Below are 25370 nucleotides of genomic sequence, written 5' to 3' on the forward strand. Positions count from 1 at the left end.
GCCGACCCTGTGGGATGAGTGCTGGGCGCCGTTGGCAGTCTGAAAATCACCCGCAACGCCCCTCTCCGGGCCACCCCCTGCGCCGCCCCTTCCGCGGCACTCCCTCTCGCCTGCTCGGGTGAGGAGGGGGAGGGGAGATGGGAGGTGGGTGGGTGTGCGCGTGGGTTTGTGTGCGGGCGCGGCGCCCGACGGGGGATGGGCGTCAGGTGGTGGGGATGCCGGGGAAGGGGGTGGTGGGGGCGCCCCAGTGGTGGGCGCGGAGGGTGGTGTCGCGGAGGGCTTGGGCGGCGGGGAGGCGGTGGGGGGTGGGGACGGCGGCGACCAGGTCGGCGTAGACGGTGGTGAGGCGGGTTTCCAGGTGGGTGGCGAGTTTGGTGGCGTCGGTGGGGGAGGTGACGGGGAAGGGGAGCTGGTAGCCGGCGGCGGCGGGGCTGGGGGTGGTGCCGAGGGTGGTGAGGAGGCGTTGCCAGGTGTCGCGTTGGGCCTGGTGGGCGGCGTAGGCGGTGCGGGCGTCGGCGCGCTGGGGGTCTGCGGGGAGGCGGGCGCCGACGACGCCGTAGCCGTAGACGGCGGCGTGTTCGGCGGCGAGGGCGTTCTGGAGGGCGGTGAGGGCGGCCGCAGGGGTGGGGGTGGCCGTCGTGGCGGTGGTGGGTCGGGCGGGGGGCGGGGGAACGGGGGCGCCCAGGATCGTGGCGTGGAGGGTGTTGGCGGCGGCGACGGAGGCGAGCAGGCGGGCGAGTGACGGGCCGGCTGCGTCGAGGTCGGCGAGGTGGGCGTCGGCGGTCCGGAGTTCCAGGGCGGCCAGGTCGACGGGGGCGGGGTCGGCGGTGGGTGACGGGGTGGCCGAGGGGGACAGGCCTTCGGCGAGCGCGGCGCGGTGGAGGGCGGTCTCGGCGCGGAGGCCGGGGTTCTGGGCCAGGGCGTCGTAGCCGGCGAGGAGGGCGTCGGTGGCGGCGAGCGCGCGGAGGCGGACGGGGGTGTCCGGGTCCGGGCGGAGGCCTCCGGTGCCGGGGGTGGGGCCGGGGTGGTCGGCGGTGCAGGCGGTGAGGGTGAGCAGTCCGAGGGCCAGGAAGGTCCGTCGGCTGGGCGGCTGCATCGGGGTCACTCCGGGGCGTGTACGGGAGGACGGCCTCCCCGCCTGCCCTCGTTGGCGTGAATGATTACAGAATCCCCACGTTCCCGGGTCCGGTTCGGGGGTGCCGGGGCCCGGGCGGGCCGGTGTGAGCTTGCTCGCAGTGGGTGGTGCGCGAGCGGTCCGGGATGGTCCGGAATCGGTGGTTGGGGGCTTCACCGGCTAGGCTTTGGGCCGAGCTGCCGTGACCCGGTGTGGCGCCGAGGGCGCGGGGCGACCTTCTGACAACAGCAGACGCGGCCGAGGAGTCCACCCGGATGAGCACCACCCACACCGACCGGCTGCGAGCGTTGCTGGAGCCGCTGGCCGTTCAGGCCGGACTGGACCTGGAGGACGTCAGGGTCACCAAGGCGGGCAGCCGCCGGCAGGTGCAGATCGACGTCGACACCGACGGCGGCGTGGACATGGACACCATCGCCGAGTTCAGCCGGGTGGTCGGCGAGGCCCTGGACGCGTCGGACCTGATGGGTGACGAGGCCTACCTGCTGGAGGTCGGTTCGCCGGGTGCGGAGCGTCCGCTGGTGCTGCCCCGGCACTGGCAGCGGGCCGAGGGTCGGCTGGCCAAGATCCACCTGGCGGACGGCGGGGAGATCGTCGCCCGGGTGCTGGAGGCCGACGAGGACGGCGCGCTGGTCGAGGTGCAGCCGGTGAAGGGGCGCGGCCGTCCCAAGGAGCGCCGTCTGGAGTACGGCGAGGTGGCCCGGGCCCGGGTCCAGGTCGAGTTCAACCGCAAGGAAGACGAGAAGCTCCTGGACGAGGCCGCCGACTTCGACGAGGGGGAGGACGGCGCCGAGTGACCCCCGGGTGCCGTACGACCATGACGAACGTGACGAAAGACGAGGAGGCGTAGCCGTGGACATCGACATGAGTGCCCTGCGCACGCTGGTCAACGAGAAGAACATCCCCTTCGACCTGCTGGTCGAGTCCATCGAGTCCGCCCTCCTCACCGCGTACCACCGCACCGAGGGCTCGCGCCGCCGCGCCCGGGTGCACCTGGACCGCAAGAGCGGCCACGTCACCGTGTGGGCCATGGAGGACCCGGCGGAGCTGGACGAGGGCGTCGAGCCGAAGGAGTTCGACGACACCCCGAACGGCTTCGGTCGGATCGCGTCCAGCATCGGCATCCAGGTGATGATGCAGCGCCTGCGCGACGCCGCCGACGACCAGACGTTCGGCGAGTACGCGGGCAAGGAGGGCGACATCGTCACCGGTGTCGTCCAGCAGGGCAACGACCCGAAGAACGTGCTGGTCGACATCGGCAAGCTGGAGGCCATCCTGCCGCCGCAGGAGCAGGTCCCGGGCGAGGACTACCGGCACGGTACCCGGCTGAAGTGCTACGTGGTGGCCGTGCGCCGGGGTGTGCGCGGGGCGTCCGTGACGCTGTCGCGCACGCACCCGAACCTGGTGAAGAAGCTGTTCGCGCTGGAGGTCCCGGAGATCGCGGACGGCAGCGTGGAGATCGCGGCCATCGCCCGTGAGGCCGGTCACCGGACCAAGATCGCGGTCTGGTCGCGCCGCCAGGGCCTGAACGCCAAGGGCGCCTGCATCGGCCCGATGGGCGCCCGGGTGCGCGCGGTGATGGGCGAGCTGCACGGCGAGAAGATCGACATCGTCGACTGGTCGGAGGACCCCCGCGAGATGGTCGCCGCCGCGCTGTCCCCCGCGCGGGTGACCAGCGTGGAGATCGTCGACGCAGCGCAGCGCTCCGCCCGGGTGATCGTGCCGGACTACCAACTGTCGCTGGCGATCGGCAAGGAGGGGCAGAACGCCCGCCTGGCCGCCCGGCTCACCGGGTGGCGGATCGACATCCGCCCGGACACCGAGGGCCAGTCGGAGGACGGCGGCCGCACCCAGTAATCGGGTGGCCGTCGGCCAGTGGTCGGTGTTGTCATAGCCGTCCCCGCCGGTCCCCCGGGATCAGCGGGGCGGCGCCATGTCGCTTCGGAGGGGTAGACTTGCCTTCGTCTGGCCGGACGCATGTCCGAGCACGCCCGGAACGCACCTGCGTGGGCTGCCGCAAGCGAGCGGCCAAGCACCAGCTGTTGCGTGTCACGGCGGTCGAGGGCGAGTGCGTCCCCGATCCCCGTGGCGCACTGCCGGGCCGGGGCGCTCACCTGCACCCCGATCCGGCCTGCCTCGACCTCGCGGTCCGCCGTCGGGCGTTCCCCCGGGCCTTCCGGCTCCAGGGCGCGCTCGACACGGAGCGGCTCCGCGGGTTCATCGAGGAGCGGGCAGGCGGAGCCTCCTAGACGGCCGCCTCCCGCGACGGCCGCCGCTCCACGCGGCGGAGAACCACCGCAACAAGCACAGCGCTCGGGCAGCCGCGCGCCGTGCCACCAGTCAGGTACCTCGCGATGTGGAAGTAGGTCGAGATTGCGATGAGCACTCGATGAGTACGCGATGAGTACGCGATGGGTACGCCCATGAAGTAGCGACAGTCCGGCGGACGAGACCCCCGGACTCATAGACAGGAGTGAAGTGGCTAAGGTCCGGGTTTACGAACTCGCCAAGGAGCTTGGCTTGGAGAGCAAGGCCGTCATGGCCAAGCTCACCGAGCTCGGTGAGTTCGTCCGTTCGGCGTCCTCGACGATCGAGGCGCCGGTCGTGCGCAAGTTGACTGACGCGCTTGGTGTGTCCCCCACCGGTGGTGGTTCCACTGCCAAGCCGGGCCCGCGGAAGACCGCGGCGCCCTCCCCCTCCGGCTCGGGTGCCCCGAAGCCGGGTGCCCCGACCCCGGGTCCGCGCCCCAGCGCGACCCCCGGTCCCCGTCCGACCCCGGCGGCCGCCGCGGCTCCCGCCGCCCCGGCCGCCCCCGCCGCCCCGAAGCCGGCCGGTCCGACTCCGGGTCCGCGCCCGGCCGCGCGTCCCGCCGCTCCGGCGGCCCCGGCCGCGCCCGCGGCCGAGTTCTCCTCGCCGGCTCCGGCCGGTGACGCCCCGCGTCCGGCTGCCCAGGCTCCGCGCCAGGGTGGTCAGGCCACCGGCGGTGCCCGTCCGGGCCCGCGTCCGGCCGGCCCGCGTCCGGGCAACAACCCGTTCACCTCGGGCAGCGCCACCGGCATGGGTCGCCCCGGCGACCGTCGCCAGGGTGCGCCGGGTGGTGCCGCGGGTGCCGGTGCGCCGCGTCCGGGTGGCGACCGTCCGCGTCCGGGCGGCGACCGTCCGCGTCCCGCCGGTGCCCCGGGTGCCGGTGCGCCGCGTCCGGGTGGCGACCGTCCGCGTCCGGGCGGTGCTCCGGGTGCCGGTGCGCCGCGTCCCGGTGGTGCCCCGCGTCCCGGTGCTCCCGGTGCCGGTGCCCCCCGTCCGGGTGGTGCCCCGCGTCCCGACGGCATGCCCCGTCCGGCCGCGCCGCGTCCCGGTGGCCCGACCCCGTCCGGCATGCCGCGCCCGAACCCGGGCATGATGCCGCAGCGTCCGGCCGGCCCGCGTCCGGGTCCGGGTGGCCGTGGTCCGGGTGGCCCCGGTGGCCGTCCGGGTGGTCCGGGTGCCGGTGGCGCCCGTCCGGGCTTCCAGGGTCGTCCGGCCGGTCCGGGCTCGCGTCCGGCCGGTGGCGGCGGCTTCGGCGGCCCGCGTCCCGGTGGCGGTGCCCCGGGTGGCGGCGGCGGCTTCGGCCCGCGTCCCGGCGGCTTCGGCGGTCGTCCCGGCGGCCCGGGTGCCCGTGGTGGCACGCAGGGCGCCTTCGGTCGTGGCCCGGGCGGTCGCCCGGCGCGCGGTCGCAAGTCGAAGCGGGCGAAGCGCCAGGAGTACGAGGCCATGCAGGCCCCGTCCGTCGGCGGTGTGATGCTGCCTCGCGGCAACGGCCAGACCGTTCGCCTGTCGAGCGGCGCCTCGCTGATGGACTTCGCGGAGAAGATCAACGCCAACCCGGCCGCGCTCGTCTCCGTCATGTTCAACCTCGGTGAGATGGTCACCGCGACCCAGTCGGTCTCCGACGCCACGCTGCAGCTGCTGGCCGACGAGATGGGCTTCCAGCTGGAGATCGTCAGCCGGGACGACGAGGACCGCGAGCTGCTGGAGTCGTTCGACATCGACTTCGGCGCGAACGAGGGCGACGAGGACCAGCTGGCCCCGCGCCCGCCGGTCGTCACCGTCATGGGTCACGTCGACCACGGTAAGACCCGCCTGCTGGACGCGATCCGCAAGTCCAACGTGGTGGCCGGCGAGGCCGGTGGCATCACCCAGCACATCGGTGCCTACCAGGTCGTCACCGAGGTGAACGGCGAGCAGCGTCCGATCACCTTCCTGGACACCCCGGGTCACGAGGCGTTCTCCGCCATGCGTGCCCGTGGTGCCAAGTCCACCGACATCGCGATCCTGGTGGTCGCGGCCAACGACGGTGTCATGCCGCAGACGGTCGAGGCGCTGAACCACGCCAAGGCCGCCGGTGTGCCGATCGTGGTCGCCGTCAACAAGATCGACGTCGAGGGCGCCGACCCGACCAAGGTCCGCGGTCAGCTGACCGAGTTCGGCCTGGTGGCCGAGGAGTACGGCGGCGACACCATGTTCGTCGACATCTCCGCCCGCCAGGGCCTGCACATCGACCAGCTGCTGGAGGCCGTGGTCCTGACCGCGGACGCCTCGCTGGACCTGCGGGCCAACCCCGAGCAGGACGCGCAGGGTATCGCCATCGAGGCGCACCTGGACAAGGGCCGCGGCGCCATGGCGACCGTGCTCGTCCAGCGCGGTACCCTCCGCGTCGGCGACTCGATCGTCGTGGGCGACGCCTACGGCCGCGTCCGCGCGATGCTGGACGAGAACGGCAACAGCCTCTCCGAGGCCGGCCCGTCCCGCCCGGTGCTGCTGCTCGGTCTGACCTCGGTGCCCCGCGCCGGCGACAGCTTCATCGTCGTCGACGAGGACCGCACCGCCCGTCAGATCGCCGAGAAGCGCTCGGCCCGCGACCGCAACGCCGCCTTCGCGCAGCGTCGGGTCCGGGTGTCCCTGGAGGACCTGGACAAGGCCATCGCCGCCGGCTCCATCGAGCAGCTCAACCTCATCATCAAGGGTGACGTCTCCGGTTCGGTCGAGGCCCTCGAGGACGCCCTCGTCAAGCTGGACGTGGGCGAGGAGGTCGAGCTCCGGGTCCTGCACCGCGGTGTGGGTGCCATCACCGAGTCCGACGTGGACCTGGCGATGGGCTCGGACGCCATCATCATCGGCTTCAACGTGCGCGCCGAAGGCCGTGCGCGCACCGCGGCCGAGAAGGAAGGCGTGGACGTCCGGTACTACTCGGTCATCTACCAGGCGATCGAGGAGATCGAGAACGCCCTCAAGGGCATGCTCAAGCCGGAGTACGAGGAGGTGCGCCTCGGCGCCGCGGAGATCCGCGAGGTCTTCCGCTCCTCCAAGTTCGGCAACATCGCCGGTGTCCTGGTCCGCGACGGCATCATCCGCCGCAACGCCAAGGCCCGCCTGCTGCGCGACGGCAAGGTCGTGGCGGAGAACCTCTCCATCGAGGGTCTGCGCCGCTTCAAGGACGACGCGACCGAGGTCCGCGAGGGCTTCGAGGCCGGTGTGACCCTGGGGTCGTTCAACGACATCAAGGTCGACGACATCATCGAGACCTACGAGATGCGCGAGAAGCCGCGCGCCTAGTCGGTGTCAGCCGGGGCCGGTCGACGGGTGGTATTTCCGTCGACCGGCCCCGGTCTCGCTGTGTAGGGTCCGGAGGTAGTCAGACGTAGCGGCGCCGGCCCTTGCCGGGCTGCCCCCCGAGGCCTTCCAGGTCGGCGAGACCTGTCACACATGTTCGTCGGAACACTCACCTTCGACCTGCTGCTGGGCGACGTCCACTCGCTCAAGGAGAAGCGTTCGATCGTGCGGCCCATCGTGGCCGAACTGCAGCGCAAGTACAGCGTGTGCGCTGCCGAGACCGGGAACCAGGATCTGCACCGCCGGGCCGAGATCGGCCTCGCGGTGGTGTCCGGCGAAGCCGGGTACGTCACCGAGGTCCTGGACAGCTGTGAGCGGTTGGTCGCCGGCCGCCCCGAGGTGCAGCTCCTCTCCGCGAGGAGGAGGTACCACAACGACGACGACGAATGAGAGCTGTGGAGCCGGCCGGCGGAAGTCGCCGTTCTCACACAGATCAGGACCGAGAGCGCCCGCAAGGCCGGGCGCGGGCCGGTACTTTGGGGCGTGGGCCCCGACGGGTGCGCAGCTCGCCCGGGTACCGGGCCCACTGCACGAGGAGGCAACGTGACCGACACCGCAAGGGCGCGCAAGCTCGCCGACCGCATCCAGGTGGTCGTCGCCCAGACCCTGGAGCGGCGGATCAAGGACCCGCGACTGGGGTTCGTGACCATCACCGACACCCGGGTGACCGGCGACCTGCGCGAGGCCACCGTCTTCTACACCGTCTTCGGTGACGAGACCGAGCGCCAGGCCACCGCGGCCGCGCTGGAGAGCGCCAAGGGCGTGCTCCGCTCCGAGGTCGGCAAGCAGACCGGGGTGCGCTTCACCCCGTCGCTGACCTTCGTCGCGGACGCGCTGCCGGAGAACGCCCGGAACATCGACGACCTGCTCGACCGGGCCCGGCTCTCCGACGCCGAGGTGCGCACGCAGGCCGCGGGGGCGACCTACGCCGGCGACGCGGACCCGTACCGGGTTCCGGCGTCCGAGCGTGACGACGAGGACGAGTAGTCATGGCGGGTGAGCCGGCGAAGGCCGCCTCGCGAGCCGGATCGACCACGGGGGCGTCCTCCACCAGCACGGTGGAGGGTGCCCTCGCGGCGCTCCCGGGCCCGCGCGCCGAGGAGAGCGGGTTCGAGCTGGTCTGGCAGCAGGTGGTGGCGGAGATCGGGCGGGCCCGCTCGATCGACCTGATCTGCCACATCTGCCCCGACGGCGACGCGCTGGGCTCCTCGCTGGCGGCCGCCCTGGCGCTGCGCGCGCTCGGCAAGGAGGTGCGGGTCTCGTTCGGCGACGACCCGCAGATCGTGCCCGAGTCGCTGGCCTTCCTGCCCGGCCAGGAGCTGATCGTGCCGGCCGCCGAGGTGCCGGACGTGCCGGAGCTGGTGCTCTGCTTCGACGTGGCCGCGGAGAGCCGGCTCGGCCTGCTGCACGACAAGGCCTTCGCCGCGCCGGTCCTGGTGGTGTTCGACCACCACGCCTCCAACCCGGGCTTCGGCACCCACCAGTTGATCGACCCGACCGCACCGGCCACCGCCGTGCTGGTCGACGAACTGCTGCGCCGGCTCGGCGTCGGGCTCGACCCGGACCTGGCCACCTGCCTCTACACCGGCGTCGCCACCGACACCGGCTCGTTCAAGTACCGCGCCACCACGCCCGCCACCCACGAACTCGCCGGCCGGCTGCTGGCCACCGGCATCCGGCACGACCTGATCTCCCGGCAGCTGTGGGACACCTCCTCCTTCGGCTACCTCAAGGTGCTCGCGGGCGCGCTCGACCGCGCCGTCTACGAGCCGGAGGCGGCCGGCGGCCTGGGCCTGGTGTGGACCTGGGTGCCGTACCAGGACCTGGCGCTGTTCAGCGTCACGGTCGAGGAGATCGAGGGGCTGATCGACATCCTGCGCCGCCCGGCCGAGGCCGAGGTGGCGCTGGTGCTCAAGCAGGACCCGGACGGCACGCTGCGCGGCTCCTCGCGCTCCAAGGGAGCGGTGGACGTCGCCGCGGCCTGTGCCGAACTGGGCGGTGGGGGGCACGTCTACGCGGCCGGATTCAGCGTCCGGGAGGACGTGGCCGCGGTGGTCGAGCGGTTCCGCGGCGCGCTGCGGCCGCTACGGTGACCCCCTGCTGACGTTGTCCGAAGTTTTCAGAGAAAGAACTCGATGAAGCGCAAAGGCACCGGCCCGGACGGCCTGGTGATCGTGGACAAGCCCGAGGGCATCACCTCCCACGGGGTCGTCGCCAAGCTGCGGTGGCTGGCCGGGACCCGGAAGGTCGGGCACGCGGGCACGCTGGACCCGATGGCGACCGGCGTGCTGGTGATCGGCGTCGAGCGGGCCACCCGGCTGCTCGGCCACCTGATGCTCACCGCCAAGACGTACGAGGCGACCATCCGGCTCGGCCAGACCACCGTCACCGACGACCGGGAGGGTGAGGTCACCGCCTCCACCCCGGCCGACGCCGTCACCCGGGAGGCGATCGACGCCGGGATCGCGGCGCTCACCGGCGAGATCATGCAGGTGCCGTCCAAGGTCAGCGCGATCAAGATCGACGGCAAGCGCTCGTACGCGCGGGTGCGCGAGGGCGAGGACTTCGAGCTCGCGGCCCGGCCGACCACGATCCACTCCTTCCGCGTGCACGAGCAGCGCGCGGCGGTCGCCGAGGACGGCACGCCGGTGATCGACCTGGACGTGACCGTCGAGTGCTCCTCCGGCACCTACATCCGGGCCCTCGCCCGGGACCTGGGCGCCGGGCTGGGCGTCGGCGGGCACCTGACGGCGCTGCGGCGCACCAAGGTCGGGCCGTACGGGGTGGAGTCGGCGCACACCCTGGAGCAGCTGGAGGCCGCGGTCACCGGCGACGCCCCCGAGGGACTGCAGGTGCTGCCGATCGGGGAGGCCGCCGCGGCCGCCTTCCCGCGCTGGGACCTGGACGAGGCCTCGGCGGAGAAGCTGTCGCACGGCGCCCGGCTCAAGGCGCCCGGGCTGGGCGCGGAGGGACCGATCGCGGTGTTCGGGCCGGACGGGCGCTTCCTCGCGCTGGTGGAGGAGAAGGGCGGGCAGGCGAAGCCGGTCGCGGTGTTCGTCGGCTGACGGCCCCGCACGACCGCTCGTGACCCCCCGTCGGGAGATTCCTCCCGGCGGGGGTTTTCCCGTGGGGGCGCATTCACCGGTTCGGGGGAGCGCGAGAGGTGAACGACCGTGGTGAGCGGCGCGGGCGCGGTCGGGCCGCCCCCTCGGCGGGCAGGCTCCCGGCGGTGAGCGAGCGACGGTCGAGGGGGCATTCATGGCGGGGTTCTCGGAGGGCGATCCGGGGCGGTTCCTGCTGCGGATCCGCGACCTCAACGGGCGGCTGCACGGCTTAGGGTTCGTGGCCGACCCGCAGGGCGGCGTGCTCACGGCGCACGAGAGCGTGGCCGGGCTGGACCGGGTCGTCCTGCACACCCCGGGCGGGCAGACCCGGGTGCTCGGCCCGGACGCCGTCCTGCCGCTGCCCGAGCACGGACTCGCGCTGCTGCGCACCGACGCGGTCGGCGGGGTGCCGGTGCCGCCGCTGCCGGTGGCCGCCGTCGGGGCCGGGCACGAGGTGCTGCTGCCCGCCCTGGTGGGCGAGGACGGCCGGGCGGTCGCACTGCGCTGCGGGCTGCTCGGGGTCACCGGCGCCGCCTACGGCGGTCACCTGCTGGGCGGGGTGCTGCTGCTGGACGTACCGGTGGTCGCCGGCGTCGCGGTGCCGGCCGGCTCGCCGGTGCTGGACGCCCGCAGCGGAGCGGTGGTCGCGCTGGCCGCGCCCGCCGTCCGGGGGCGGGGGCAGGGCGGGCCGCTGCCCGCGGTGGCGGCGGGCGGCGGGGCGGTGCTGGTCGCCGACGCGCTGGCCGGGTTGCTGGCGCGCAACGCGGCGGCCGTGCCCGCGTACGGTCCGGCGCTCAACCTCGCCGGGGTGCTGCGGCTGACCGCCGCCCAGCTGGCGGCCGCCGGGGCCGGGCCCGGGCGGGTGGCCGGGCTGGCCGCGGACCGGGTGGACCGGCCGGACGGCCTGGCCGGGGACGAGCCGGGCACGACCGTCACCGCGCTGGTCGGCGCCCCCGGCAGCGGGCGCTCCACCGAACTGGCCGCGCTGGCCGTGCGCCGCTCCGGCGGCGCGCACCCGCTGCCCACCCTCTGGCTGCGCGGCGCCGACCTGCGCCCCGAGGACCGTTCGCTCGCCGAACCGGTGGAGCGCGCGCTGGCCGCGGCGGCGGCCGAACTGGGCACCCCGGCGCCCGCGCCGGAGCCGGTCGCGGCGCTCTGCGCGGCGGCCGGGCGGCCGCTGCTGGTCGTCCTGGACGGCCCGGAGGAGGCCCCGGCGCGGCTGGACGCGCGCTGGCTGCGCGGCGCCGGGCAGTGGCTGACCGGCTGCGGGGCCCGCCTCCTGACGGCCTGCGGCGAGGAGCTCTGGGAGCGGCTGGCGGCCGAGCCCTGGGGCGGCGGCACACCGGACGCGGCCCGCGCGCAGGAGCCGCACCCGGACGGCGACCTGGCCAGCGCCCCCACCGTGCGGATGGACGGCGCCGGCCCGGGAGCCCCGGGCCTGGCCGGGCACCGGCTGGGCCCGCTGCCCGCCGAGGCCGCCGAGCGGGTGCGCCGCCGGTACGGGCTGCCGCCCGGCCGCCCGGCCGCCGCCGAGGACGCCCGGCACCCGCTGGCCGTACGGCTGGCCGGGGAGCTGTGGGCCGAGGGGCTGCGCGACGGGCCCGCCCGCCGGGGCGAGCTGTTCGGCGCCTTCCTCGACCTGCGGTGTCTGCGGGTGGCCCAGCGGCTGACCGAGGACGGCCGCTCGCGCCGCCCCGGAGCCCACCGGCGGGGCACCGCCCGGCCCGGCGGGCCGCGCCACGGGCGGGTGCGCCGGCTCGCGGCGGCGGTGGCCGGCCGGGTCCACGAGGCGGCCCGGCGGATGCTCGGCAGTGAGCCGGGCGGGCTGGACCGGGCGACCTTCGAAGAGCTGTTCCCGGTCGACGGCGGCTGGGCCACGGCGGTGCTCGCCGAGGGCCTGTTCGTCCCGGCCGGGCCCGGATTCCGCTTCGCGCACGGCGAGTTCGCCGACTGGCTGCAGGGCCTGCACCTGGACCTGGACGCGGCGCTGCGGCTGCTGCTCGGCGAGGCCGCGGACACGCCGCCCGCGCCCGCCGACGGCCCGGCCGGGCCCGCCCGGGCCTCCGTGGCGAACTCCGTGCCCCGGCACCGGATCGGCCCGGTCGCCGCCGCGCTGCGCCGGGTGGCCGAGACCTGGGGCGCGCCCGCGCTGGATCCGTGGCTGCACCGGATCTGGCGGGCGCTGGACCTGCGCCCGCCCGGCAGTGAACCCGCCTGGTGGGCGGCCCGGTTGCTCACCGCCGGGCTGGCCGCCAGCCCGGACCCGGCCGAACACCGGGCGCTGCTCGACCAGTTGGCGGGACGGATCGCCGAACGGGCCGCCGCCGCGGGCGGGCCGGCCGCGCTCCCGGCCGCCGGGCTCGGCCGCTTCGGCCCGGCCTTCTGGACCGGCCTCGGGCTGCCGGTCGAGGCCGAACTCGCCCTGCTGCGCCACCTGGTGGTCGCCGACGGCCCCGGGCAGCGCTTCCTCGGGGCGGTGGCCGAACGGCTGCGGGCCGACCCGGTCACGGTGTTCCCGCTGCTCTGCGCCTGGTTCGACGACCCGCGCGGCCTGCCGGGCCGGGCCGGCGCCGGCGGGTGCACGGGTGTCGCCGACCTCGCGCACGACCTGCTGTACGCCCACCGGCGGCTCGCCCTGGACGAGTTGGCCGACGCGCTGGCCGCCGCCGCGCACCCGCGGGCGGACGCCCTGCTCACCGTGCTCGCCGCGGAGGAGCCGTCCGCGCTCTGCCGCGCGGTGGACCGGTGGAGCCATGACCGGCGGCCCGAACGGCACGTCGCGGCCGCCGTGCACGCACTGCGGACCGTCCCGTACGCGAGCGGGGCCGGGGCCGAACTGCTGCGGTTCACCGCGCTGACCCTGCTCGCCCGCGAGGACGAACCCGGTCTGCACGGCGCCGCGCTGGCCCTGCTGGTCGCCGACCCGGTGACCAGGGCCGAGCACCTCCCGGCCGCGCTCGCCCTGCACCGGGCGGGCGGCGACGCCTTCCTCACCCCGAGGGCGCTCGCCCCGGCCCTGGAGAGCGACCCGGAGTCCGTCCTGGCCGCACTCGCCGAGCGACTGTCCACGCCCGGCGCGACCACCGCCGAGACGTTGCGGGTGCTGGCCGACGCCGCCGCCCCGGTGGCCGTCCGGCGGGGTGCCGAGCTGGCCGCCCGGCTGCTGCGCGCGCACCCGGGGCTGGCCGGCCCGGTCGCGGTCGACTACCTCGGCCGCCGGCTGGCCCGCGCCGCCGTGGTCGGCCCGGCCGACCGGCTGGAGCTGCGGCTGCTGGTCGGCGCCGCGCTGGCCGCCCGGACGGCGACGGTGCGGCGTCCGTTCGCCGAGGTGCTGTCCGTGCCGGTGGCGGACCCGGCGGCGGACGCGCTGCGCTGCGAGCTGCTGGACACCCTGCTCGCCGGCGAGACCGACCCGGCGGTGCTGACCGCCGCCGTCGAGCGGCTGGCCGAGCACTGCGCGGCCGAGAAGCCCGCCCGGGTCCGCGCGGTCCTGGCCCGGGCGGTGCCCGCGCTGCCGGGCGCCGACGAGCTGCTGGTGCGCTGTGCCGGCCGCTGCGCGGCCTTCGCCCGGCTGCTCGTCCGGTGGCCGCGGGACGTCGCCCCGGCCGCGCCGGACGGCCCCCGGCTGGCCCGGATGCGGGCCCTGGCGGCGGCCGGCCGGGACCCGCAGTACGCCGCGGCCGAGGCGGAGCGGACCGCGCCGGACCGGGCGGTGCGGCCGCCGGTGCGCTCAACCCGTATTCCGGTGCCTGAGCCGGGGCAGGCGCATGGCACGCTATAGGGGTTCGGGTTTTGAGCGTTTGAGCGTACAGAGGGTACGCGCCGTACGGAACAAGGAGCGGTCAGGTGCAGCGCTGGCGTGGCCTGGAGGAGATCCCCGGTGACTGGGGACGCAGCGTCGTCACCATCGGCTCGTTCGACGGGGTGCACCGCGGACATCAGCTGATCATCGGGCAGGCGGTCGAGCGGGCCCGCGAGCTCGGCCTCCCCGCGGTCGTGGTGACCTTCGACCCGCACCCGCGCGAGGTCATCCGCCCGGGCAGCCACCCGCCGCTGCTCGCGCCGCACCCGCGGCGGGCCGAACTGATCGCCGAACTCGGTGTGGACGCGGTGCTGGTGCTGCCGTTCACCACCGAGTTCTCGAAGGAGTCCCCGGAGACCTTCGTCCGGCAGGTCCTGGTGGACGCCCTGCGCGCGCGGGTCGTCATCGAGGGCCCCAACTTCCGCTTCGGGCACCGGGCCGCGGGGGACGTCGCGCTGCTGGCCGAGCTGGGCCGGGCGGACGACTTCGAGGTCGAGGTGGTCGACCTGCAGGTGTGCGGCACGGCCGGGGACGGCGAGCCGTTCTCCTCCAGCCTGACCCGCCGGCTGGTCGAGGCCGGGGACATGGCGGGCGCCAACGAGGTGCTGGGCCGCCCGCACCGGGTCGAGGGCGAGGTGGTGCGCGGCGCGCAGCGCGGCCGCGAGCTGGGCTACCCGACCGCGAACGTCGAGACCGTGCCGCACAGCGCGATCCCGGCCGACGGCGTGTACGCGGGCTGGCTGACCGCCGACGGCGAGCGGATGCCGGCGGCGATCTCGGTCGGCACCAACCCGACCTTCGACGGCACCGCCCGCACGGTCGAGGCGTACGCCATCGACCGGGTCGGCCTGGACCTGTACGGGATGCACGTCGCCGTGGACTTCCTGGCCTACCTGCGCGGGATGGAGAAGTTCGACTCCATCGAGGCGCTGCTGGACCGGATGGCCGACGACGTCAAGCGCGCCCGCGAGCTGACCGACGGGGCCTGAACCCCGGTGACGCGGAAGGGCCCGCCGACCTGCTGGTCGGCGGGCCCTTCCCGTGCCGTCACTGCTGCGGGGGCGCCTGCGGCGGGTAGCCGTAGCCGGGCGGCGGCGGGGGCTGGTGGCCGTCCGGCGCGGGCGCCGGCGGCTGGCCCTGGGCGGGCGGGTAGCCGTAGCCGGGGTCGGGCTGCGGGGCGCCCTGCTGCGGCGGCCAGGGCTGCTGGGGCGGCGGGTAGCCGTAGCCGGGCGGGGGCGGCGGGGTCTGGCCGGGCTGCGGCGCCCACGGTGCGCCGGGGGCGGGCTGCGGGGTCGGCGCGGCCTGGGCCGGGTACGGCTGGGGGGCCTGCGGCTGCTGCCAGGCGGCCTGCTGGGCGGCGGCCTGCTGGGCCCGGGCGATGTCCTCGCCGACCAGGGTGGCCAGCTCGAAGTACGCCTCGCGGACCTTGGGCCGCATCATGTCGAGGTTGACCTCGGCGCCGGCCGCCAGGCTCTCGTCGAACGGCACCACGACCACGCCGCGGCAGCGGGTCTGGAAGTGCGCGACGATGTCCTCGACCTTGATCATCTTGCTGGTCTCGCGCACCCCGGAGACCACCGTGATGCTGCGCTGCACCAGGTCCGCGTAGCCGTGCGCGGAGAGCCAGTCCAGGGTGGTCGAGGCGCTGGAGGCGCCGTCCACGCTGGGGGTGGAGACGATGATCAGCTGATCGGCCAGGTCCAGCACCCCGCGCATCGCGCTGTACAGCAGACCGGTGCCGGAGTCGGTCAGGATGATCGGGTACTGGCGGCCCAGCACGTCGATCACCTGGCGGTAGTCCGAGTCGTTGAAGGTGGTGGAGACCGCCGGGTCGACGTCGTTCGCCAGGATCTCCAGGCCCGAGTTCAGGTCCTGCGAGGTGAACTGACGGATGTCCATGTAGCTGCGCAGGTGCGGGATGGCCGTCACCAGATCGCGGATGGTCGCGCCGGTCTGGCGCTTGACCCGGCGGCCCAGGGTGCCGGCGTCCGGGTTGGCGTCGATCGCGATCACCTTGTCCTGGCGCTCGCTGGCCAGGGTCGCGCCGAGCGCGGTGGTGGTCGTGGTCTTGCCGACCCCGCCCTTGAGGCTGATCACGGCGATCCGGTAGCAGCTCAGCACCGGGGTGCGGATGATCTCCAGCTTGCGGGCCTTCTCGGCCGCCGCGGCCTTGCCGCCGAACTGGAACCGGGGCTGCTGGCGCTGCTGCTTGGGCTGGCTGCGCAGCAGCCGGTCCGAGGACAGCTCCACGGCGGCGGTGTAGCCGAGCGGGGCGCCGTGGGCGGTCTGCTGCGGGGCGGCGGACTGCTGGAACGCGGCGGGCTGCTGGGCCTGCGGCTGCTGCTGCCACGGCTGGGCGGGGCCCGGCTGGCCCGGGTGCGGCTGGGGCTGGCCGGGCTGCGGCTGGGCCGGCTGCTGGTAGGCGGCGGGTTGCGGCCAGCCGCCCTGGCGCGGGTCCACCGGGCCGGGCTGCGGCGCCGGGGCGGGAGCGGGGGCGGGCTGCGGCGCGGCGACGGGGGCCGGCTGCGGCTGGGCCGCCTGCTGGGCCTGCGCCTGCGCCGCCCAGGCGGCCTGCGGGTCCCACGCGGCCTGCTGGTCCTGCGGCGGGACCGCCTGGGCGGGCGGCTGCGGGTACGCCTGGGGGACGGGCTGCGCCGTGGCGGCGGGCGCGGGGGCCGCCGGGTACGGCTGCGGGGCGGGCTGCTGCGCCAGGGCCTCCGGCGTCGGCCAGCCCGGGGCGACGGCCTGCGGCTGCTCGGCGACGGGGGCCGGGGCCGGGTGCGGCATCGGGGACGCCGCCGGGAACGGAACGTGCTGGGCCTCGGCCTGGACCGGCGGCACCGGGGGCACCGGCGAAGCGGGCGCCGGGGCGGTGGTGGGCACGGCGGTCGGCGCGGCTTCGGCCTGGGGGGCGGGGGCCGGAGCCGGGACCTGCGCCGCCGCCGCGGCGGGAGCAGGGGTCGGCGCGGGTGCCGGAGCAGCGGGTGCCGGAGCAGCGGGCGCCGGAGCGGGCACCGGCGTCGGCGCCGCTGCCGGCGCGTCGGCCGGCCCGGCGGGCGCGCTCACCGGCGCCGCCGTCGAGGCCGCCGTCGGGGCCGGCACGGCCGCCGGGCCCTCGGTCTGCACGTACCAGGACGGGGGAGTGTAGTCAGGCGCGTCGGACCAGTCGTCGTCGTCCTCCGCCGCGTTGTCGCCGACGTAGACGCCGTCCCGATCGCTGCTCACTCTGGCTCCCTCGTGTTCGCCGCCGCTTGTTCAGCGGTGCCGTTGCCGCATCCCAGACTAGGCCGTACGGCAAGCCCCGTTGAAGGCGGCTTCGGTTCCGCGGTGGCCCGCCGGGTGCGGCGAGGCGCCGCTCAGTCCATCCGGCGCGGGCCGCCGAGCACCTGCTGCTCGGCCTGTCCGGCCACGGCCCGTACGTACTGCCGCCGCATCCGGGTGGCCCACAGGGTGAGGTCGTCGCCGAGGGTGGGCAGCGTGGCCACGTCCTCCGGCGGGAGCGGGAGCACCCGGCCGGTCAGTTCCGCCTCCTGCGGGGAGATCCGCTGCACGCCGACCAGGTCGGCGGCGTTGAGCACCCGGGAGGCGTTCGGGCCCAGGTAGGGCAGCAGCGTCAGGGTGGTCTGCCAGGGCGCGGCGGAGAGCCGGCTGCGCGGCGGGCGGGCACCGAGGTCGCGCACCACCAGCACCGGCGAGGCCACCGAGGCGCCCTGCGGGCCGAGCCGGCCGACCTGGTGGACCGTCACGCACGGCTGTCCGCCGCCGGCGGCCTGGGCCATCGGCCCCCAGAGCTGTCCGCGGGCGGTCTCCACCACGACCCGGGCGCCGATCGCGGCCGCCCGCAGCGCGATGACCTGCGCCGTCCACATGCCGCCGACCAGCACCAGGTCGTACGCGCTGGGGCGGAACAGGCCGAGCACGGCGGGCAGCCCCCGCGGGTCGACGCCGATGACCACGCCGTCGTCGCCGACCGGGAAGGCCAGCGCGCCGAGGTCGGCCGCCTCCAGGACGTGCTTCTCCCGGCGCGGGCCGCGCAGTCCGAAACCGGGCAGGATCCGCGGGCGGACCCGGCGCTGCTCGGCACCGGGCTGCGGGCCGAGGGCGGGATAGGTCTGGTACGCCATCAGGACGCTCCTCCCAGCGGCAGGGTGGCGAGCATGCCCGGGGCCTGCTCCAGGTCGAGCCGGACCAGGCCGAGGCCGGCGCTCTGCGCCCTGGTCTCCACCTGGCGGCCGACCTGGCCGACCTCGCTCTCGCTGCGCCCGGTCACCCGCACGTGGCCGCTGATGGTCACCGAGCCGCCGGTGCCGTGCCCGGCGGTCAGGCTGAAGGTGCTGGCCAGGGCCGGGGAGCCGGTGACCAGGTTGACCAGGTCCGGCGCCGCGATCCGGCCAGGGGCGCCACCGGGGCGGCTGAGCTGCGGCCAGCGGGAGATCCAGTAGGTGGAGTGCCAGCGGTCGTCGATCCGCCAGAACCGGTTGCCCTCCTGGGTGCGGCGGGTGGTGCCGCCGCCGCTGCCGGTGCCCTGGCGGCCGGCCACCGCGATCGGGTTGGCGCAGGCGGAGATGGCCAGGGCCGCGATCAGCTCGCGCTCGTCCAGGACGGTCGCGTTGAACCCGGCGCTGTTGAGCCGTCCGGCCAGCTGGTCGGCCACCCGCTGGAGCGCCTTGCGGGCGCCCTCCTCTCCGCCGCCGCGGGCGCGGACGGCGGCCGCCGCGCGCTCCGGGTCGAGCTTGAGGGCGACCCAGGTCAGCCGCAGCCCGGGGGTGGAGGTGCCGTCCGGCAGCTCGCGGTAGGCGCGGGCGGCCAGCGACTGCTCGGGCAGGTGCGGAGCCGGGGCGGGCTGGGTGTGCTGGACGAGCTGCACCGACTCCAGGGTGATGTCGTCCACCGTGAGCGCCGAGCAGATGACGTCCAGCGGCAGCGGGAGCGCGGTGCGCACCGGGCGCAGCGGCTGGTCCTTGGCCTGGACGAGCAGCAGCGAGCTGAGGAAGGTGCCGTCGCCGACCATGCCGGTCTCCCGGCGGACCGGGCGGCCGCCGAACTCGGCCTCGGTGGCGTGGGTGCAGGTGCGCAGCGCCGGTTCGAGCTCCAGCGCGGGCGCCAGCGCCGGGTCGGTGCCGGTCGGCGGCAGCAGCGTACGGGCCTGCTTGCGGCGGGACTTGAGGGCGGAACGCACCCGCAGCAGTTCGGGGACGGTCCGGCCGCGCACCGGGACGGCCGCGAGGACGAGCAGGACCAGCGCGACCGCGCCGAAGCCGGCCGCGACCGGGCGGCTGATCGTCCAGCCGACCGCGACCAGCGCCGCCGCGACCTCGACCAGGACGAGCTGTTGGAGCTTCAACCGGCCGCCGAGCAGCCCGGGTCGGGGATTGACGCGCGGTTGGACGGCGCCGCCGTGGCTCGGCTGCGGCCCGCCGGGCGCCGCCCCGGTGTCCGGGCCGCCGCGCCGGGCCCGACCGGACCGGCGCGGCTCCCCGCCGCCCGCGCTGCGTCGGCGTCCTGGCGCGGTCTGGCTTGGCATCCCCCGGTGGCCCTCTCTGATCCGTTGCCGCGGCCCGGCTGGCTGGTTCGCGGACCGCACCCGTACCGTACTCACCGTCTGCTGCCGCATCGTAGAGGGTTCGCGCCGGTGCGCCCGGCGGGTGGACCAGGGGCGGGCCGGTCGGACGGCGTCCGACGAGGGCTGACGACGTCTGACGGCGTCTGGACATGTCTGACAAGGGGGACGACGAGGATGGCATCGCGCCGGGACGAGCTCAACGCGTACACCTTCGCCCGCAAACGCACGGTCGGGGCGTTCCTGCTGCCGGCCGGCGGTGGCAGCGACGAGGACGCGCCGCGTCCGGTGAAGGCGGTGCTGCCGAGCATCCTGGCGGGTGCGGTGGTGGTGGCCGGGTTCGGGCTCTGGGGGGTGTTCAAGCCCAGCGCCCCGCTGAAGTGGGACGAGGGCAACAACGTCATCCAGGGCAAGCAGTCGACCACCCGCTACGTGGTGTTGGTGGATCCGGACGGCAAGACCAAGCGGCTGCACCAGGTGCTCAACATGTCCTCGGCGCGGCTGGTGCTGCCCGCCGACGCCAAGGTCGTGGTGGTCGACGACGGGGTGCTCGACCGGTACCCCAACCACGGTCCGACCATCGGCATCCCGTACGCGCCGGACAAGTTGCCGAGCCGGGACAACGCGAGCAAGCCGATGAAGTGGGCGGTGTGCGACCGCCCGGGCTCGGACGACAGGCAGGAGACCGTCAACCAGGCGGTGTTCGTGGCGGCGGGCCGGGACGCGGCGGCGCTCGCGGCCAAGGACCGGATGCTCGGCCCGGACCAGCTGATGCTGGTGCAGCAGGCCGACGAGCAGCAGGTCGCCGCCGCGCCGACGCCGGGCCAGCATGCCGCCGCGGGCCCGAAGGTCTTCCTGGTGGACGCGCAGGGCCGCAAGCACGAGATCGGCACCCCGCAGTCCGACGACAAGGAGCGCAAATCGCTGATCACCGCGGTCTTCGGGCCCAACGCGGTGCCGCAGCGGGTCAAGCGGGACTGGCTGGAAACCCTGGTTAACGGAACCCCGATCACCTTCCCGCAGGTCAAGGGTGTGGCCGACACCCCGAACCCCAACTCCACGGTGCAGCTGGGGAACGCCGCCGACCACCGGGTCGGCCGGCTGGTGCACTACCAGGACCGCCACTACGTGGTCGGCGAGGACCGGCTCTACCTGGTCACCGCGTTCCAGGCGGAGCTGATCCGGCAGAACCCGGCGTACCAGGTGCTCTACAAGTACGACCAGGACAAGAAGCCGCGCAGCGACGAGATGACTCCGGCCGACCAGTCCCTGGTCGGCAGCGAGACCCCGCTGCCCGGCACCGCGGCGGACTGGCCGCTGAAGACCGGTGCGCCGGTGAACAACTGGCAGGACCGCCAGGACGCCAGGCTGGTGGTGTGCAGCACCTTCGACGGCATCGCCGAGGACGGCAAGGCGCCCAAGCGCAGCGTCTGGGCCGGGACTTCGTACCCCGCGGCGTACAACAACGGGGCTGGGGGCGCGTACGTGACCCCGGGTCACGGCCTGTTCTACCGGGCGCTGGACAACTCCATGACCGCGTCCGGAACGGACTTCCTGATCACCGAGACCGGACTGCGCTACGCCGTCCCGTCCAACGGTGACGGCGGCCCCGGCGCCACGTCCGCGCCGGGTGCCAAGCCCGGCCAGAGCGGTGCCCCGAAGCCCCCGGGCGGGCAGTCCGCCGGCCCGAACCCGGGGGCACCGGACCAGCCGGGCCAGCAGCCCGGTCGGCCGCAGGACGAAACCGGCGGCAACCAGGCCCGGTTGGGCCTCCAGGGGGTCCAGCCGCTGCCGGTGCCGAAGGAGTGGTCGAACCTGGTGCCGGCCGGCCCGCCGCTGACGGCGAAGAGCGCCGCCCAGCCGCAGAACGCCTGAGCGGCCAAGCGCGGTGGGGGAATTGGCCGCCGTGTCATGGCCTGGTAACTACTCAGTGTTCGGTGTTGGGTGAGCTGCGTGTGCCCACTACAGTGCTGGTGGACATCACACGGGTGATGCGATGGTGGGGCCCTCCGGGGCCCTCCGTACACGCAATGTTGTCTCATGGGGGACGGTGGAGCATGGCTCAGGGTCAGTTCACGATGACCGCGCAGGAGATGCTGGCTTTCGCCAACCAGATCGAGCAGGCCATCGGCAAGATCGAGGCCGAGAAGACCAAGCTGATCAGCACGGTCACGGGCATCACCACCGGCTGGCAGGGCCAGGCGGCGACCGCCTACACCAACCTGCAGAACAAGGTCAACGAGGACATCGCGAAGCTCAAGGAATCGCTGACCGCGATCAAGCACGCGATCGAGATGACCACCAAGCACTACGCGACCACCGAGGAAGAGCAGAAGGCGCTGTTCGCCAACGCCCAGGGCTGATCGCCGAACCCGCGCTGATCGCCGGACCGTTCCGAACCGCCGTCCGACGGGGTGTCCGCCGCCGATCGCGGAGCGCCCCGCAGCCTCGTCAAGGGAGACAACACCGTGTCCGACCACATCCTCGTCAACTTCGAGACCGTCCACCACGCCGCCGAGGAGGTCAAGGCGTCGGCCGCCCGCATCGAGCAGATGCTGAGCGACCTGAAGAAGGACGTCACCCGCATCGCCCACAGCTGGCAGGGCAAGGCCCAGGAGGGCTACAAGGTCCAGCAGGCCAAGTGGGACTCCGCGGCCAACGACCTGCACACGACCTGCACGCAGATCGCGACCTCGCTGGAGAACGCCGCGCAGAGCTACCGCACCACCGAGAACAAGAACGCCCAGCTCTGGGGCAACCACTGACCACGCGTTCCCCCCGATGAGGAGCGGGAACGCACGGGAGTGACAGGGGGCGGCTACCCGGACCTCGGGGACCCGCCCTCCGGCGCGCGGCAGGAACGATCGACATGAGGGGTGGCAGGGTGTCCGGACGCGGGTACCGGAAGGCGGCCGCGGCGCTGGCCGCGCTCGCGGTGCTGGGCGGTCCGCTCGCCGCCCCGGCGCACGCCGACGGCGGGCCGGGGTCGGCCGCCGCGGGCGACTGCCCCAAACCCGCGCCCGACGTGCAGACCGTGCCGTGGTCTCTGCAGCGCCTGCTGCTGGACGAGCTGTGGCAGGGCGGGAGGACCACCGGCGCGGGCGTGAAGGTCGCCGTCATCGACACCGGGGTCGACCGGACCAACCCGCAGCTGGCGGGCCAGGTCCCGGCCGAGGACCCGAAGGCGCCTCCGGCCGACAAGGTCCAGGGCGGGTCCAACCTCCTGGTCAACCGGGAGACCAAGGAGAAGATCCCGGGCACGGCCGTCGAGGACCCGGTCGGCCACGGCACCAAGGTGGCCGGCATCATCGCCGCCCGCCGGAGCGACCGGACCGGTTTCGTCGGGCTGGCGCCGGACGCCCAGATCCTGTCGATCCGGCAGAACGACGGCGACGGCAACGGCGACGTCTCCACCCTCGTCGCGGCCATCAACGAGGCGGTCGCGGCCAAGGCCAGGGTCATCAACATCTCCCAGGACGTGCGCGGCGCGGGCGACGCCCGCTTCGGCGGCTACCCGGAGCTCAAGGCCGCCATCCAGCGGGCCGAGGAGGCCGACGTCGTGGTGGTCGCCTCCAGCGGCAACGACGGCAAGGAGGGCGACACCTACCCGGGCGCCTTCCCGACCGTGCTCGCCGTCGGCGCCTCCGACCGCAACAACGAGCGGGCGCCGTTCTCCCAGTACGGCTCCTTCGTGAAGGTCGCCGCACCCGGCGTCGACATGCTGTCCACCGTGCCCGGCAGCGGCCAGTGCGTGGACAACGGCACCAGCTTCGCCGCCCCGTACGTCTCCGGGCTGGCCGCGCTGCTGCGCGGCGCGCACCCGTCGTGGAAGGCCGCCCAGGTGCGGGCCTGGATCGAGCAGACCGCGCAGCGCACCCGGCGCGACCCGGACCCGTTCGTCGGCTGGGGCGTGGTGGACCCGGTCAAGGCGGTCACCAAGGCTCCCGAGGTCGCGCCGTTCGCGGCGGTCCCGGACGCGCCGGTGCAGCTCGCCTCCGCGCCGATCGTGCCGCGGCCGGTCGGGCTCGGCGAGACCCAGGCCGACCGCGACGGCCGCACCGCGACGTACGTCCTCGGCGTCGGCGCGCTGCTGGTCGCGCTGCTCATCGGCGGCGGCGTGGTGCTGCGCGACCACCGGCGCAGGTCCGCCGACTGATCCGGACCCGACCACCGGAGAACTCCTCCCCGCCCGGCTGTAACACCACGGCCCTCCCACCGCATCGATGAAGTGTCAGGGCGGGCGGACCACGGGGGGCGGCGCACATGGGGTGGATCGGGGCGGGCCGGGAGGCCAAGGACGCCGAGTTCCTGGAGCTCGTCTCCGGCCGCACCGGTCACCTGTACCGCTCGGCCTGCCTGCTCACCAGCGGTGACACCCACCACGCCGAGGACCTCGTCCAGGAGGCGCTCGGCCGGATGTACGTGCTCTGGCGGCGCAGCGCCTTCACCGGCGGCCGGGAGCGGATCGCCAACCCGGCGGCCTACACCCACACCGTCATGGTGCGCACCTTCCTCGCCCAGCAGCGCCGCCGCTCCAGCGGCGAACGCCCCACCGACGCCCTGCCGGAGCCGGCGGGGCACGACGGCGACAGCAGCCTGCGGCTGACCCTCCTCGACGCCCTCGGACGGATGCCGCCCAAGGACCGCGCGGTCCTGGTGCTGCGCTACTGGGAGGACCGCAGCGTCGAGGAGACCGCCGAGGTGATGCGGGTGTCCTCCGGCGCCGTCCGGACCCGCACCACCCGGGCGCTGGCCCGGCTGCGCGCCCTGCTCGGCGACTCGCTGTCCGAGCTCGCCATCCGCTGACGACCTCTCGCGATCCGCTGACGGTTTCTCGCCGTCCGTGACTTCTCGCCATCCGCTCGCCATCCGCGACCCAAGGAGACGGTGCACACCCATGTCCGAACCCGACCCGTTCGAGGAAGACCTGCTGTACGCCCTCACCCGTACGGGTGAAGGTTTCCGTACCGGACCGGCCGACCTGGTCGACGGCGGCTACCGGCGCGGCCGCCGTCGCTGGCGCCGCCGGTCGACCGCCGCCGTGGTGGGCGGTGCGGCCGCACTGGCCCTGGTGGGCGCCGGTGCGGTTCACCTGGCCGGCGCGTCGTCGGTGCCGGGCGCGGTGGCGGCAGCGGCGTCCGCCTCCGGCACCGGCCCGGCGGCCCCGTCCGCGTCCCCGTCCACGGTCGTGATCACCGGCGACGAGGTGGTGGCCACCCTGCGGGCCCTGCTGCCCGCCGGTGCGACCACCGGCGCCAAGGGCCGCGGTACCGACGACCCGGCCTTCGACGGCACCTTCGCCGGCGCCAGCCTGGTGTTCGACGACGGCCAGGGTCCGGCGGCCGTGTCGCTCTCGGTCCAGCGCAACCGCAAGGGCCGGGCCCAGGAGCGCAGCTGCCCGGACCCGAAGCTCGACCGGATCGACTCCTGCGCGGTCTCCACCCTGGCGGACGGCTCCCGGCTGTTCCTGAGCCAGGGCTACGAGTACCCGGACCACCGCGCCGAGACCAAGGAGTGGATCGTGGCGCTGGACGGCCCGGACGGGCGGGAGGTCGTGCTCAGCGAGTGGAACGCGGCGCAGGAGAAGGGCGCGGCCGTCAGCCGCCCCGCCCCGCCGCTCAGCCCGGAGCGGCTGCGGGCGATCGTCACCGACAGGTCCTGGGACCGGATCGTCGCGGGCCTGAAGGACAACGGCGTGGACCGCGCGGCCGAGGGCACCGGTCTGTCGCTGGACGACCGCCGGGCGCTCCTGGCCCGGCTGCTGCCGGCCGGGACGGACGTCACCGGGATCGACGGCAACGAGGTGACGGCCGACGTCCGGCTGGACCGGAGCGGGACCGCCGGGTCGGTGTTCCTGCAGCTGCGGAAGGTGTCGCCGGCGGCGGCGGAGAAGACGGCGCAGGCGTTCGAGGGGGCGACGGTGCTGCCCGACGGCGGCCGGCTCAGGCTGCACGGCCCGGGGACGGCCGATCCGCAGGGCCGACCGATGGCGGAGCTGCTGCGGGGCGACCGGTACGTCTCGGCCGCCCAGGGTCCGACCGGGCAGCCGTTGCTGAGCGTGGCGCAGCTGGAGGCGATCGTCGCCGCTCCGGAGTGGCGGGGCGGCCGGTAGCGGCCCGGCGG

At 75.1% G+C, this 25370-nt stretch carries 20 protein-coding genes; 16 read left to right on the plus strand and 4 right to left on the minus strand.

Going from position 1 to position 25370, the window contains the following annotated elements; translation table 11 throughout:
* Nucleotides 1–202: 202 nt before the first annotated feature.
* The gene (locus tag ACIRD3_RS38635) at nt 203–1096 is read right to left on the minus strand and encodes a ferritin-like domain-containing protein (RefSeq protein WP_402226402.1); all 894 of its coding nucleotides are present in this window, start codon (nt 1094–1096) and stop codon (nt 203–205) included.
* Nucleotides 1097–1389: 293 nt separating this feature from the next.
* Between ACIRD3_RS38635 and rimP the strand changes: the two genes are divergently transcribed.
* The 10 genes from rimP to ACIRD3_RS38685 all read left to right on the plus strand — a co-directional run bounded on the left by rimP (nt 1390) and on the right by ACIRD3_RS38685 (nt 14676).
* The gene (rimP, locus tag ACIRD3_RS38640) at nt 1390–1929 is read left to right on the plus strand and encodes a ribosome maturation factor RimP (RefSeq protein WP_402226332.1); all 540 of its coding nucleotides are present in this window, start codon (nt 1390–1392) and stop codon (nt 1927–1929) included.
* A gap of 55 nt (nt 1930–1984) precedes the next feature.
* Entirely contained in the window at nt 1985–2989 is a 1005-nt protein-coding gene (gene nusA, locus ACIRD3_RS38645; protein ID WP_402226335.1) for a transcription termination factor NusA, read from the plus strand.
* A gap of 98 nt (nt 2990–3087) precedes the next feature.
* Nucleotides 3088–3381, plus strand: coding sequence for a YlxR family protein (locus ACIRD3_RS38650; RefSeq protein WP_402226338.1), 294 nt, complete (start codon nt 3088–3090; stop codon nt 3379–3381).
* Between the two features lie 229 nt (nt 3382–3610).
* Nucleotides 3611–6724 carry a translation initiation factor IF-2 gene (gene infB / locus ACIRD3_RS38655; protein ID WP_402226340.1) on the plus strand — a complete coding sequence of 1038 codons (3114 nt, stop codon included), beginning with the start codon at nt 3611–3613 and terminating at the stop codon, nt 6722–6724.
* A gap of 150 nt (nt 6725–6874) precedes the next feature.
* Complete coding sequence (locus ACIRD3_RS38660) at nt 6875–7171, plus strand: DUF503 domain-containing protein (protein WP_030289887.1); 297 nt, start codon at nt 6875–6877, stop codon at nt 7169–7171.
* Between the two features lie 153 nt (nt 7172–7324).
* Complete coding sequence (gene rbfA, locus ACIRD3_RS38665) at nt 7325–7768, plus strand: 30S ribosome-binding factor RbfA (RefSeq protein WP_402226343.1); 444 nt, start codon at nt 7325–7327, stop codon at nt 7766–7768.
* Nucleotides 7769–7770: 2 nt separating this feature from the next.
* Entirely contained in the window at nt 7771–8874 is a 1104-nt protein-coding gene (locus ACIRD3_RS38670; protein ID WP_402226345.1) for a bifunctional oligoribonuclease/PAP phosphatase NrnA, read from the plus strand.
* 42 nt (nt 8875–8916) lie between these two features.
* A complete protein-coding gene (gene truB, locus ACIRD3_RS38675) occupies nt 8917–9846 on the plus strand; it encodes a tRNA pseudouridine(55) synthase TruB (protein WP_402226348.1) in 930 nt (309 codons plus the stop codon).
* A 193-nt stretch (nt 9847–10039) separates the two neighbouring features.
* The gene (locus tag ACIRD3_RS38680; protein WP_402226350.1) at nt 10040–13666 is read left to right on the plus strand and encodes a serine protease; all 3627 of its coding nucleotides are present in this window, start codon (nt 10040–10042) and stop codon (nt 13664–13666) included.
* A 65-nt stretch (nt 13667–13731) separates the two neighbouring features.
* On the plus strand, nt 13732–14676 hold the full coding sequence (locus ACIRD3_RS38685; protein ID WP_402226353.1) for a bifunctional riboflavin kinase/FAD synthetase: 945 nt from the start codon (nt 13732–13734) through the stop codon (nt 14674–14676).
* A 58-nt stretch (nt 14677–14734) separates the two neighbouring features.
* Here ACIRD3_RS38685 and ACIRD3_RS38690 read toward each other — a convergent pair whose 3' ends face one another.
* The 3 genes from ACIRD3_RS38690 to eccE form a co-directional block, all read right to left on the minus strand.
* Nucleotides 14735–16912 carry a MinD/ParA family protein gene (locus tag ACIRD3_RS38690; RefSeq protein ID WP_402226356.1) on the minus strand — a complete coding sequence of 726 codons (2178 nt, stop codon included), beginning with the start codon at nt 16910–16912 and terminating at the stop codon, nt 14735–14737.
* 131 nt (nt 16913–17043) lie between these two features.
* The gene (locus tag ACIRD3_RS38695; RefSeq protein WP_402226359.1) at nt 17044–17811 is read right to left on the minus strand and encodes a hypothetical protein; all 768 of its coding nucleotides are present in this window, start codon (nt 17809–17811) and stop codon (nt 17044–17046) included.
* Entirely contained in the window at nt 17811–19211 is a 1401-nt protein-coding gene (eccE, locus tag ACIRD3_RS38700) for a type VII secretion protein EccE (protein ID WP_402226361.1), read from the minus strand. Before eccE ends, ACIRD3_RS38695 begins: the two co-directional genes overlap by 1 nt.
* 213 nt (nt 19212–19424) lie before the next feature.
* Here eccE and ACIRD3_RS38705 point away from each other — a divergent pair, with 213 nt between their 5' ends.
* The 6 genes from ACIRD3_RS38705 to ACIRD3_RS38730 all read left to right on the plus strand — a co-directional run bounded on the left by ACIRD3_RS38705 (nt 19425) and on the right by ACIRD3_RS38730 (nt 25359).
* The gene (locus ACIRD3_RS38705) at nt 19425–21122 is read left to right on the plus strand and encodes a type VII secretion protein EccB (RefSeq protein ID WP_402226363.1); all 1698 of its coding nucleotides are present in this window, start codon (nt 19425–19427) and stop codon (nt 21120–21122) included.
* 182 nt (nt 21123–21304) lie between these two features.
* Nucleotides 21305–21610 (plus strand): WXG100 family type VII secretion target, encoded by a 306-nt coding sequence (locus ACIRD3_RS38710; RefSeq protein WP_402226366.1) that lies wholly within the window; start codon nt 21305–21307, stop codon nt 21608–21610.
* A 105-nt stretch (nt 21611–21715) separates the two neighbouring features.
* Nucleotides 21716–22012, plus strand: coding sequence for a WXG100 family type VII secretion target (locus ACIRD3_RS38715; protein WP_402226368.1), 297 nt, complete (start codon nt 21716–21718; stop codon nt 22010–22012).
* A gap of 104 nt (nt 22013–22116) precedes the next feature.
* Nucleotides 22117–23403: a type VII secretion-associated serine protease mycosin gene (mycP, locus tag ACIRD3_RS38720; RefSeq protein WP_402226371.1), complete on the plus strand. Its 1287-nt coding sequence runs from the start codon at nt 22117–22119 to the stop codon at nt 23401–23403.
* 107 nt (nt 23404–23510) lie between these two features.
* Complete coding sequence (locus ACIRD3_RS38725; protein WP_402226373.1) at nt 23511–24053, plus strand: SigE family RNA polymerase sigma factor; 543 nt, start codon at nt 23511–23513, stop codon at nt 24051–24053.
* A 91-nt stretch (nt 24054–24144) separates the two neighbouring features.
* Entirely contained in the window at nt 24145–25359 is a 1215-nt protein-coding gene (locus tag ACIRD3_RS38730) for a hypothetical protein (RefSeq protein ID WP_402226375.1), read from the plus strand.
* The last annotated feature ends 11 nt before the right edge of the window (nt 25360–25370 follow it).

The sequence above is a fragment of the Kitasatospora sp. NPDC093550 genome (assembly GCF_044764985.1).
Taxonomy (GTDB): Bacteria; Actinomycetota; Actinomycetes; order Streptomycetales; family Streptomycetaceae; genus Kitasatospora.